At 63.8% G+C, this 11,768-nt stretch carries 10 protein-coding genes and 1 pseudogene; 6 read left to right on the forward strand and 5 right to left on the reverse strand.

What is annotated here, in order from left to right; all coding sequences use genetic code 11:
• Positions 1 to 38: 38 nt before the first annotated feature.
• Both ACFULQ_RS46170 and ACFULQ_RS46175 read right to left on the reverse strand, forming a co-directional pair.
• Positions 39 to 1,061, reverse strand: coding sequence for an acyltransferase family protein (locus tag ACFULQ_RS46170; RefSeq protein WP_383556981.1), 1,023 nt, complete (start codon positions 1,059 to 1,061; stop codon positions 39 to 41).
• A gap of 180 nt (positions 1,062 to 1,241) precedes the next feature.
• A complete protein-coding gene (locus tag ACFULQ_RS46175) occupies positions 1,242 to 1,604 on the reverse strand; it encodes a hypothetical protein (protein WP_383556983.1) in 363 nt (120 codons plus the stop codon).
• 1,015 nt (positions 1,605 to 2,619) lie between these two features.
• Here ACFULQ_RS46175 and ACFULQ_RS46180 point away from each other — a divergent pair.
• Positions 2,620 to 2,838: a hypothetical protein gene (locus ACFULQ_RS46180; RefSeq protein WP_383556985.1), complete on the forward strand. Its 219-nt coding sequence runs from the start codon at positions 2,620 to 2,622 to the stop codon at positions 2,836 to 2,838.
• Between the two features lie 39 nt (positions 2,839 to 2,877).
• Here the strand turns inward: ACFULQ_RS46180 and ACFULQ_RS46185 are convergent, their stop codons facing one another.
• Positions 2,878 to 3,066: a hypothetical protein gene (locus ACFULQ_RS46185; protein WP_383556987.1), complete on the reverse strand. Its 189-nt coding sequence runs from the start codon at positions 3,064 to 3,066 to the stop codon at positions 2,878 to 2,880.
• A gap of 583 nt (positions 3,067 to 3,649) precedes the next feature.
• Between ACFULQ_RS46185 and ACFULQ_RS46190 the strand changes: the two genes are divergently transcribed.
• From ACFULQ_RS46190 to ACFULQ_RS46205, 4 genes and pseudogenes are all read left to right on the forward strand, one after another.
• Positions 3,650 to 3,913, forward strand: coding sequence for a hypothetical protein (locus ACFULQ_RS46190; protein ID WP_383556990.1), 264 nt, complete (start codon positions 3,650 to 3,652; stop codon positions 3,911 to 3,913).
• A 1,717-nt stretch (positions 3,914 to 5,630) separates the two neighbouring features.
• Positions 5,631 to 6,539 carry a hypothetical protein gene (locus tag ACFULQ_RS46195; RefSeq protein WP_383556992.1) on the forward strand — a complete coding sequence of 303 codons (909 nt, stop codon included), beginning with the start codon at positions 5,631 to 5,633 and terminating at the stop codon, positions 6,537 to 6,539.
• Positions 6,540 to 6,666: 127 nt separating this feature from the next.
• Positions 6,667 to 7,475 (forward strand): IS5 family transposase gene (locus ACFULQ_RS46200; RefSeq protein ID WP_383556995.1). Its coding sequence is split into 2 segments (ribosomal slippage): positions 6,667 to 7,014 and positions 7,017 to 7,475, totalling 807 coding nucleotides; the frame shifts between segments, so codons are not numbered across the junction.
• A gap of 7 nt (positions 7,476 to 7,482) precedes the next feature.
• A pseudogene (locus ACFULQ_RS46205) lies at positions 7,483 to 7,875 on the forward strand (tyrosine-type recombinase/integrase); the annotation flags it as partial.
• A 31-nt stretch (positions 7,876 to 7,906) separates the two neighbouring features.
• Here ACFULQ_RS46205 and ACFULQ_RS46210 read toward each other — a convergent pair.
• Entirely contained in the window at positions 7,907 to 8,899 is a 993-nt protein-coding gene (locus ACFULQ_RS46210; RefSeq protein ID WP_383556997.1) for a hypothetical protein, read from the reverse strand.
• A 394-nt stretch (positions 8,900 to 9,293) separates the two neighbouring features.
• Between ACFULQ_RS46210 and ACFULQ_RS46215 the strand changes: the two genes are divergently transcribed.
• Positions 9,294 to 10,220 (forward strand): phosphotransferase family protein, encoded by a 927-nt coding sequence (locus ACFULQ_RS46215; protein WP_383557000.1) that lies wholly within the window; start codon positions 9,294 to 9,296, stop codon positions 10,218 to 10,220.
• A 20-nt stretch (positions 10,221 to 10,240) separates the two neighbouring features.
• Here ACFULQ_RS46215 and ACFULQ_RS46220 read toward each other — a convergent pair whose 3' ends face one another.
• Positions 10,241 to 11,488 carry a hypothetical protein gene (locus ACFULQ_RS46220; protein WP_383557003.1) on the reverse strand — a complete coding sequence of 416 codons (1,248 nt, stop codon included), beginning with the start codon at positions 11,486 to 11,488 and terminating at the stop codon, positions 10,241 to 10,243.
• Positions 11,489 to 11,768 lie beyond the last annotated feature (280 nt).

Here is an 11,768-nt window from a genome sequence, read left to right on the forward strand (position 1 = left end):
GCCCAGGCCGTCTTCCTGGGCCGGCCGGTCAACCGCCCTCAGCCGTGCGCCGGTTGAACGGCGGCCTCCCGACGGAAGGCCCACCGCAGCTCCGGCTCCACGACGTACCGCAGGGCACGCCGCACGGGCGGGGTGCACAGCACGGTCATGACGCCACCGGCGACGAGGGCGACCAGGCCGACGCCGAGCGGCTGGTGCACCCAGGCGGGCCCGTACCAGCCCCAGGACCGGGCACCCTGGACGAGGAAGCCGTGCAGGAGATAGCCGTAGAGCGTGCCCGCGCCCAGCACGGTGAACCAGGTCCGCCGCCCGGGCACCAGGGCGAGGAAGCACGCGACCAGGACCAGCGAGCACCCGAAGGTGAGCAGGGTCATCACCGGCCCCGACCAGGCGGGCCCGCCCAACTCCTGGGCGCTGTCCCGGTGGTAGAACCAGGCCCCGCTCATCCGAGGCGCGGCCCAGTGGGCCAGGACCAGGGCGACGGCGAAGACAGGCGCGGCGACCATCCGTACGGCCCGTCGCCGGACCAGCTGGAAGTGCTCGGGCCGCAGACAGAGCCCCAGCACGAAGTACGGCAGGAACTGCAACACCCGCTGGAGGTCGAGGTCGTCGCCGATGGAGGGCGTGAGGGTGGCGAGCATGGCCACGGCAAGCGCGACCGCCACCGGCTGCCGCACGCGCTGCCACAGCGGAGTGGTCAGCCGCCACAGGAACAACGCCACCAGGAACCAGGTCAGATAGAGCGGGTCCAGCAGACTCACCGGCCGGTCCGGCACCTGATCCGTCCACCGCGTGAAGAACGTGTACGCCGTCTCGAAGACGACGTACGGCACGAGGAGCCCGCCCACCAGCCGCCGCAGCCGCCCCGGACTCGCGTCGAAGCTCCGCGAGAAGTACCCGGACACGACGATGAACGCCGGCATGTGGAACGCGTACACGAGCAGGTACAGCGCGGACACCGTCCGACTCCCCTCCCGCAACGGCTCCCAGGCATGCCCCACGGCGACCAGCACGATCGCCAGATACTTTGCGTTGTCGAAGAACGCATCCCGCTCAGGCATCCCGGACGCCTGACCGTTTCCGGCCGGACCAAACCATGGACACCCGTGCGGAGAATCACGACTGCACACGCGTTGACGACCGGGCCACAGAGGCTCACGGGGCCCTCGACGGCGAGGGGGCAGAGTCGTCGTCGCGCTGAGAGGGCGGCCCGTGATACTCGGACCGCCCTCTGACGTCACCTAGTTGCGCAGGGTGAGTGTCACGTCGGCCTTGTCGTCGGGCTGCCCCTCGCTCCAATTCTGCACGTGTATATTCCTGGAAGCACTCGCCCCGGGGAATAGGATCATATTCGCGAAGGCGGACGCGCCGTCCAAGTCGCCGGTGTCCTCACTGGCCCCCTCGTAGAACTCGACGAGGCCTTCGGTCACGCGAATGACTCCATTTGGATCGATGTTGAGCCTGTAGTGAACTTCGACCCTTATCTCTCCGCCGCACCTGGATGTCAGCCGGATTTTGTTGGAAAAGCCGCTCTTCACTACGCGCGGGGTCAGCGAGAAGCCGCGGTTGCAGACCGTGTTCGGGCCGAAGTCCTCATAGTCCATGATCCGCATGCTGACACTTCCGGTCACCGTCCGTTCGGCGGCCTGCGCGTCCGTCGCCAGAGCGGGTACGGCCATGGCCGCCGCGGCAGGAATAACGAGTACCCGCCACAGTGCGGAGCGACAGGAGCCGTGACGCATACCTTTTGCCGTCATGAGGCTTCCCTCCGTCGAAATGGGTACACAAAGCCGAAGCCTGACCGGTCAACGCCCCCTCCTTTCCAAGGTACGCCTCAGGCCAGTCCTGCGCACGATTACTCAGTGCGCCGCACCCTTGTCTGCCGAATCTGCAAAGCCCCACCCATAATGGCCATAAGTCGCCCCGTCTTGCGAAGTCAAATACAATTACCCCTTTCCAGCGTGCCGACGGCGGCCAGGGGGAGGTTGCCAGATGTACGGAACGACGAAGCTCCTGACAGCGGGGTCGAGTGCTGGGCGGAGAAGGCCTACCGGGGCGCCGGGCGGCCCGTCCGGGAACTCCATGAGTTTTGAGATCTTCGTGTGCCGGTTCGAGAACGGTGAGCCGGCGACGCTGGACATGAGGGCTGCGCACGAGGTCCTCGATCCCCATGTGGTGGTGCGGGATCCCGGGACGGACTTCCTGCTGGTGAGTACGGCGGAGGGGGAAGAGGCGGGTGCCAGCGGGACGAGGACCGCGAGCTTCTCCCCGCCTCCCTCAGGGAGAAGTGGCCCGTCGTCACGGCCCGCACCGGCGCGGAGATCGACCGGGCGATCCGGACGTCCTGAACACACGGAGGAGGGACCCCTGCAAAAGCTCCGCGGCAGCAGCAACCGTTCCAGTCCACCTTCGGTGTGGCCAACGACTGAGGGCTCATCACCGCCGGACGCGGGGGAGTGGCCGGCTCGTCGACGTACTTCCGGGTGTGGCAGGAAGTACGCGCGCCGACTCTCCCACCGACCCCTTTCATCGAGAGTCGGCAGGAGACCGCCAGCCACAAGATCGAAGAATTGTCGCCCAGATCTTGCGTACCGCACCCGTCCCCGATACAACCGTCCGGTGACAAGCAACTCCGGGCCAAAGGCGCGGTGGACCAAGGACAAGGCCGGAGCCACCCTGGCGGCCACAACCGGCTTCTTCTTCAGCCGCGAGCCGGCTCTCGAAACGGCGAAGCAATTGACCCAGGAGTATCCGAACACAGCCGCTGCGCTCGTCAGCCTCGCGGTCGCCGTCCTCGCGTATTGGATCGGGTTGCGGGTGATGCAGAAGCTCCCCTGACGACTCCCACCGGCGAAGTCCTCGACGGCACAACGTCGCTCATCGCTTCTGGGCCCTGTAGCGCTGCATCAACGCTGTGATGCGTGTTGGATCCGCCTGGCCGTTGAGCTCTGTCAGAAGGTCGTCAGGACAGAACTCGTAGAGGTCTCCCCACCATCGGCGTCCTCGGTTGTCCCAGATGCGATAGCCACCCGGAACCCCCTTGGCCACGTAGCGTCTCCTGCTCACCGTGCTCCTGTCCCCCGGCGCGGCGTGGACGCCCGTTGCCCGGCCGCCTCTAACACGTGACCCTACGCAGGCTGCGGTCGTCCAGGCGAGGAGATATGAGTTTGTCAGCGCACACGCTCTCCAACTGTGGCGGTGACGGGGGGACAGGGGCGCTCACCAGGGTTCATTGACGGTTGGCTGCCGGTGCGGGGACGGCTCCCGGCCCCGCCTGATCGGCCGTGAGCGGCGCTGAATGAGACGAAACTGAGAGGCTGGCTCCCGGGAACCTCAACGGTGCTACGCGGTCTACCGTGGCGCGCCGACCCACCCTGATACTTGCCCTATGGGGGACAACAGTTGGTGGGTTGGAGCGCTCACCGCGATTACGGCCCTTGGTGCCAGTTGGGTCACCAGCCGGGGCAATTCATCTTCAGCACGGGTCCAAGCTGAAGTCAGTGCACGTGCTAGCCACGTCGCGAGAGTGCGTGACGAAAGGCGACAGGCATATAGCGCGCTGAGTGCGAGCGCCCACGCGTTAGCTGAAGTGTTCTGGCGTATGGAGGAAGTGGACCGGTCCTCGGATGCTTCAGTGAGAGTAGCGATCATGAGTGAGATGCAGGTGGCGTCTAGAAGGGCGCTGAGCGAGCTAACCAAGGCGAGCACGGACGTCTTGCTGCAGGGGCCCGCGTCAGTCGCCAAGGAGGCGGGTGTGCTCCGGAAGCTCGCGGTCGCGGCCTTCTGGAAGCTCGGAGAGATCGGTGATGGGTCCGGTGATCAGCGAGACCAATACGCCCTCGCCTACCGCGCCTTCCGGGACGGACATCACCGGTTTATAGAGGTCGCCCGTGAAGGGTTGGAGGTTGCGTAGAAGCCCAGGCTAGTGCCGGGTGCACCTATCTGCTGGAGGGACGGTCAACCGAGAGGTCGGCGGCGAAGTCGCCCCGCCCACTGAGCGACTTCACTTGCCCGTGACGACGGCGCCGGCGCCCTCAGCCTGGGAAGCCTGGGTCTTTGCCGGACGACTCGCGGGCTGAGCAGGGGCGGAGCTGCTGACGGAGCCGGACCGGTCGGAGGATGCTCCCCGCCATTCACCATGGTTCCCCACACGATCTGGGCACGAGTTCCGGCACGGCACTTCGGCCTCGGCTCGACAGGACCAGACTCAGCACCGCCGCAGCACATGGAAGGCCGACTCCGGCCAGGATGAGGTTGATGCCAAGACGGAGCCCGGTACCGCCACGGACGGGCGGCTCTTCACCAATGAGCGCGGGGGAGGGGGTTGGTCCGTCCACGTAGGACCGCGTGTGGCAGGAAGCTCATGCGCTGGCGCTCCCGCCAACCGTGGTCGCCTCGCCGCTCGCTGCCCGCCAGTACGACCCCGACATACGGCTGCACATACGCGAAGACCCCGGCCTCAGCGTTTCCGCTGGTGACGGGGTCTTTGGGCACCTAAATCAAGGTGCCCCCGGCAGGATTCGAACCTGCGCACACGGCTCCGGAGGGCATGCCATGAACATCCTGCAAAGTGGCTCTGACCAGGCCATACGCCGCAGGCAGCTGATTCACCACCCGATCTCTATCGCATGTCATGCGCAACTCGTCTAGTGCGGGGCGCTGTTGCGGCATCCTGCGCCCCTGAAGAACGGCCCGGGGTGCCCTGCGTGACGCGCCACTGAACCTGGCGCCCGTGGCTGAGTGCACCCGGAAGCACGGGATTGGCGTGTGCGGGAGCGGCACCTTCGCATCCGTCTTTTTTGAAGCTGAGACGGGGCGACCCCGGTTGCGGTAAGAGATGGATGCCGACGAAGAAGCGCCGAATCGAGGACTCGACGAGTTGTCCACTCCACCCGCCTCACCTCCAGGGGCAAATGCGACAGACCCTGCCGTTCCGCCCCAAAGTGGAAATGCTGGTCCCGGTGGGACCGGGCCAGGGACGGGGGGTGCCCCCGGATCCGAGCACACGCCTTTACAGAAGCTCGGCACATGGTTCATGTGTGCAGTTGTCTTTGCTATTCTTCCGCCGATTGCGCAACTAGTCCAAGAGACTTCCCTGAAGAACCATCAGGCTCCAGGTTTCTTCGAGTTTTGCGCCCGAGCCGACTTGTATATCGTATGCATGGGGCTAGCGGCTTCGGCGATCGCACAGGCACACATGCGAGCTAAAAGTGTTCCCCTCTTTTGGACGCTTTGGAATGTTGCTGTCTTGCTGTTCGCGACCTTCCTTGCTGCCGGTGCAGATGATAAAAATATTGATCCGGCGGTGCTGGGTCGAAATTCGTTTATCTTGCTTATTACCACACTGCTAAGTGCCGGGTTCACGACTTACCTCAGCGAGCGGGGGCCGGAGTAATGGACGCCGAGCTCATTACCACCTTGATCACCGCGGCTCTTGTAGGAGCTTCGGCCGTTGGTGCATTGGTTACCGTCCTCCATGAACGTGGCCTAGAAGTCCTTAAAACTGTGCGGTCTGTGATAGGGCGTAAGGGTAGGAAATCTAATAGGCCTTAGGTGTGGAGTGCTTGGGCTTATTCAAGCGATAAAACTGGGGTCGCCTTGATAGGTTTGCTTCGGTAAAATGGAGCGTCATGGACAAGAGGTTGCGATGGTTCGATGAGGGCGCACCCAAGCTCAGGCAGGTGCTCGAACGGCTTGGTCTTGGTGCTGAGCTCCCGGACGAGGAGTTCTACGCTTGCCCATGCTGCCTAGTGGCTTATCCGCGCGCAGCGGTGACGGCTGGCCTTCTGACGATTGAGGACGTTCCGCCGAAGAGTCTCGGTGGGCGCCCGCTATTGCTGACGTGTAAACGCTGCAACAACACGGCAGGCTCGGACTTTGATTCACACGCGGCAATCCGAGCCTCTTCCGACGCCTTCATGCGTAGGCAGGTGACTGGGCGCGCGCTTCCGGCGACAGCCTATGTTGATGGCATTCCACTCAGGGGGGCGGCTCAATGGACAGAGAGTGGCGTCCAGCTTTTCGGTGTACCGGAGAAGAATGACCCAAAGGTGCAGGCTGCTCACTTTGAGGCTCTTGACGCATACGCTGAGAGAGGGGATCGGGACCCCGATTTTTCATTCACCGTGCATACCAGATTTGATGAGTCGCGTGCCAGGGTATCGTGGATTCGTGCGGCGTACCTCGCATCTTTCGCGGCGTTGGGATGGAGCTATATCCTCAGAGAGGTAATGGATCCGTTCAGAAACCAACTCCAGCAGCCAGGCGTAAGTATCTTGAAGACGTACCTTCTCCGCACTCCCGACGTAGCCGCTGAGGAGAGGCGGATTATGTTGGTGGAACGCCCCGCCGAACTTCGTTGTGTGGCCGTCATTCTCGGTGAGCACACCATATTTCTCCCAAGTCTATTTGAGCCTTTGCCCTACGAAAAGTTGGTTGAGGCACTCGCGATGCTCCGAAAGAGTGACGACCAGCTCAGTATCCGTCTGGATGGGAAAGCGGTTCCTTGGCCGACACGAGCGATGTACTTCATGGACTAGGCGTGGGTAGTGCCGCTGCTGATGCCGACGAGCTGCCGTGCCAAGGTCGGCAAGGCCCGGAAGCGCCCCTTCATGGGAAGCTTTAGACAACATTTCAGTTGGTGTGATCTTGCGGCAGTCTGGGGTAATGACTGCTGCGCTTGTCGAGCGGATGGCGCCGGAAGAGCTCTGGACTTTGTTCCAGCGGGTGGTGCCGCCGGCGCCGGTCCGCCCTCAGGGTGGAGGGCACCGGCGGCGCGGGGACCGCGAGGTGCTGGCTGCCATCATCTTCGTGGCTACCTCAGGCTGCACCTGGAACCAACTGCCCCCAGGCTTCGGGCTGTCGGGAGTGACGGCCTTCCGCCGGTTCACTGAGTGGACGGAGGCCCGGGTGCGGGCCAAGCCTCACCGCCTCGTCCTCGACGAGCTCGGTGCCCGCGGCGACCTGGACTGGTCGCGGTGCGCGATCGACTCCGTCAGCGTCCGTGCCGTCAAAGGGGGCAGCTGACGGGACCGAATCCGACCGACCGCGGCAAGAGCGGATCGAAAATCCACCTCATCGTCGACCGCCAGGGCCTGCCCCTGTCGATCGGCATCTCCGCCGCCAACCTCCACGACAGCCAGGCACTCATCCCGTTGGTCCGCGGCATCCCACCCATTCGCTCACGTCGCGGCCCGCGGCGCCGACGGCCCGCCAAGCTGCACGGCGACAAGGGATACGACTACCGCCACCTGCGGCGATGGCTCGCTTCCCGCGGCATCCGGTACCGCCTTGCCCGCAAGGGCATCGAGTCGTCCCAGCGGCTGGGCCGCCACCGCTGGGTGGTGGAGCGGACCGTGTCCTGGCTGTCCGGCTGCCGCCGTCTGCACCGCCGCTACGAGCGCAAGCCGGAACACTTCCTCGCCTTCGCAGCCATCGCCGCGACCCTCATATGCCACCGCCGACTGACCAAATGAAATGACTTCTAAGGAAGACCGGCCGGTCCCGATTCCCCCGCCCCTCGTGGCCATACTCCGGGCCCACCTGAAGGAGTTCGGCACGGCCAAGGACGGGCGACTCTTCACGAATGAGCGCGGCGGTCTCGTGGGTAGCAGCACCTATTGGCGTGTGTGGCGGGACGCTCGGGAGTACGCGCTCTCGCCGGACCTTCAGGCTTCCATCCTCGAGGGGAGGCCATACGACCTGCGGCATACCTGCATCACGACTTGGTTGAACGCCGGCGTCCCCGTGGCTGAGGTAGCCCGGCGGGTTGGCAACTCACCGGAGGTGATTCATCGCGTCTACGAAGGATGTATTTACGGCCAGGAAGAAGCCATGAACAAGAAGATCGAACAGGAGCTGTCCTGGCCGTTGTAATCGATGTCAAGTCAGAAGGAGTGCGAGCAGGCTAAGATTGAGGATCCTCTGTTGCGAGCGGGCCGGTATGAAACGTCCGGCCCGTTTCATCCGCCCGCACCTCCATGCCAATCCAGCCGCCGCCTTGCTCCGTCTCCATCGCTTGAATTTCCTCTGGTGAGGCAGGGCCTACGGCAATGAAGTTGAGAACCTGTTGAATGTTCTCAAGTAGCCCATTAGTGATCACTGAGAGTTGCTGCTTTCCGATCGACGTTTCGACCCCAACCTGCATGGCCATCGTGAAACCACCTTGGAGCTCTTTTACTGGGTCCAAGAATGGAACTTCAACGACTAGTGCCCCGTCCGTGAAGTCAGGGAATCGGTAGGTTGCGCTCGGCGGTGTGTTTCGCTCTACGGCTTCTTCGGTTTCCCAGGTTGTGCTGAATTTTTGCTGAATCCCTCGTGGGTCAACCGATACGTCGATGCTGGACCGATGCTTATCCAGATTGTTAAGTTCAGTCAGGCAGATGAGTGGGTCTTTGTTTACTTCGCTTGGCGGCCGGTTGAACGGCTGAAGCATCTCAATTCGTTCCGCGATCTCCGTGGGGACCGTTTGGAGACGCTCTCTGCGGGCCCGCTCCCAATCGGCTCGGTCCCGTACGACAGGAAACTGGAGCATCTTTGGTTTCGAGGGCCGGGCTCCGTCAGCGTGTGCAAACTCCCAGACGCAGGCATCAAGCGCGCTGCGGAGGCTGTAAAGAAAGTCACCCAGAATGAGAGACCATTCCTGAGTTGGCGGCGGCGTATGCACGCGAAGACGCATCTCAAATTTGAGGCGATCAGCGGAAAGTGAATTCTCGGTACTGATTGGGCGACCTGCGATCCATAGCGAGATTCGGGATTCAAGGTCTGTTTTGTGTTGAACGGCGCGTGCCCATTTTAGCATTGGCCACGACGACACGTCCTTGCCGAACTCCCACCGTTTGCCAAGTCCCTGGACTGAAGTGGTGCCGTCGTCAGCTTGATCACTCGCCGGATTTGCCATGTGGGGAAGGTACTCCGGGCGGCCATGTCGCGCTCCTGATTTTGCTGGCACGAGCAACGTTGACAAGGGATCCAGCGCCCAGGTGGGCTCTATCGCAGGTCTATCGCGATCAGCGCGCAACAACGACAAAGAGCGGGACCCAGTGAGACTGGTTCCCGCTCTTCATGCTTGGCATCTGCGCTGGTCAACCGCATCATCATGCTGGTTGAGGCGAAGTGCCCCCGGCAGGATTCGAACCTGCGCACACGGCTCCGGAGGCCAGCAGAGACCGTGGCGCTCTTGGGGTGCTGACCTGCGGGGGAGGGGTGGTCGTGATCTTCGATCATCAAGATCATTACGTCCCTATTACGTGGGCAGCCTGTCGGGCGGCTGGTTCGGCCCGTAAGGTCGATGCATGATCTCGGGCAGCAGCGGGGAACCGGACGGCGGCGCGGAGTTCACGGCGGAGGGCCTGGAGCCGCTCCTTCGAGAGGCGTGCGCGACGGCCGAACTCGACGCCCGCGGGGCCAAGTTGCTCCGGCTTGGCTCGAACGCGGTCTACCGCCTGACGTCGTTACCAGTGATCGTCCGCATCGCGCGCGATCGGTCGGTGCTGGGGGAGATGGAACGGGCCGTGGCAGTGACCCGGTGGCTTGAGACACAGGACTTCCCGGCCATGCGTGTGCCGGCAGAGGTCAGCCAACCAATCCTCGTCGGCGGCCGGGTGGTCACCTTCTGGGAGAGCGTTCAGGAGCGCGAGGAGTACGGCACGGTTGGCGAACTCGCTGATCTGCTACGCCGCTTGCACTGGCTCGAAGAGCCGGAATCTCTGCGTCTGCCGTACTTCGATCCACTGGCCAAGGTGTCGGCGTCCTTGGAGGGGCTGGACGGCATCTCAGGGGAGGACCAGCAGTTCCTGGAGGAGCGAGCGGCGAGCCTCGGCAAGGACTACGACCGGCTGGACTTTGTCCTCCCCTTCGGCATGATCCACGGGGATGCCAGCATTGGGAACATCCTCCGCCACCGGGACGGGCACGCGGTGCTGATCGACTTGGACGGTTTCGCTCTCGCGCCACGTGAGTGGGACCTGGTGCAGACGTCGATGTTCTATGAACGGTACGGCTGGCACACGCAGGCCGAATACGCGGAGTTCGTGCACCGGTACGGCTTCGACCTGATGAACTGGCCTGGGTACGACACCCTTGCGGACCTGCGTGAGCTCATGATGGTTGCCTGGCTCGGTCACCAGGTCACGAAGAACGATCGGGCTGCCGCCGAGTTTGCCCGGCGGGTCCGATCGCTTCGCACGGGGGAGGGCCGAGACGAATGGGGTCCGTTCTGAGCACGCGCTGACGGGAGCTCTCAAGCACCAACACGCTCATCCGACGCGATCCACAGCCTGTGCTCTCGCACCTGATCGGTGAAGAGCTGTACGTCCTTACTGGTGCCGGCCCCCGCAAGGTTCTGCCGGAACTCGGCCAGGTAGCTGACACAGCGGGCCGACTTGAGCTGCTCACCGAGGTCGAGGGCATCGAGCGCTACGCGGCAGGCTTCCTCGACGTCTCCGGCACGAAGATGGGCATCGGCCAGAACCATGGTCGCGAAGAAGTCGCTCCGCACGTGGCTGCCGCTCATGGCGTTCTCGGCGTGGAGCACGGCCTTCCGGGCGCTGTTGACGTCTCGGAAGCAGTGAGCGGCCTCAGCAGCAAGCTCAGCTTCGTCGAAGTAGCTAATCCACTCGGGCTCGTCGTCGTTGTTCCTGCTCGCCAGTGCATTCGTGGCTGCGCCCAAGGCGGCTTCACAGGCCCGTACGTCGCCTGTCCGGGCAAGCGCGCGGGCCTCCATGGCATGGAACTGGGCGCGGAGCGTCGGCGTGGCAACGGGGGAGATGCCCATGAGCGCCGCGCGGGCGAGCGTGGCGGCCTGGGTGTAGCGACCGAGGAACGTCGCCTGATGACTCATCGCGGACAGGATGCTTCCCGCGAGCCGCCGATCGTTCGCGTCCTGGGCCAATCGGAGAGCCTGAAGGAAGTACCGCTGTGCCAAGCCATGACGGCAGGCGTCGTACGACATCCAACCGGCCAGGAGGGTTGCCTCTGCCACGGTGGAGAACAGGGCCCGTCCGACTTGCTCCGTGTACTGCCCTCGCAGGAGCGGCGTCACTTCGGTACTGAGGTACTGGACTGCCGCGTGCCGGGCATGGTCGCCACCGAAACGGTCGTCCAGTTCGGCGAACATGTCCGCGGTGGTCTTGACTGCTGCCACGTCTCCAAAACCAACGCGCATTCCGTCCCGACGTTGCGGAAGAACGGCCGGCTCAGGCGCGACCAGCCACCGGAGCGAGGCTTCGTTCCACGCTGGTTCGGATGGCTCGGCCTGCAACAGAGGCTCATACCTGTTGAGATCCGCGCGCCAAAGCTGGCCGACTGTATCGATCGCTCCTTCGGGGTTCGCCGGATAACTCGCGTCCAGAAGCCCGGTGTCCCGCTCGCCTTCGTGGTTCAGCCCCAACTCGCCGGCACTGAGGTCGTACGCCTCACACAGCATCGGACCGTAGAAGTCGTCCGGCGTGCTGTGTCCGTTCTCCCAACTGGCGATGCGGCGCTTCACGCTGGCGTCAGAGGGAAGCTGGTGGCCTCGGCGGAGCGCAACCTGACGCAGCTCGCGCACTAACCGCGGCTGACTCCAGCCCCGGCCCACGCGAGCTTGCCGTAAGCGAACGCTGATCGGCTCCAGCGAAGGCGTGACCATTCCCTCCCCGCCCGTCCATAGATGCGACTTCTGCGGCGCACGACCCTTCGGCCTCACGACCGAATGTACGCGCTGTTCACCGCTGCGCGCTGCAAGTAACCGAAGATCCATGGTCGTTGCCTTGTGACGGGGGATGACG

Origin of the sequence: Streptomyces sp. NPDC057253 (assembly GCF_042669125.1) — a bacterium.
Lineage (GTDB): Bacteria > Actinomycetota > Actinomycetes > Streptomycetales > Streptomycetaceae > Streptomyces.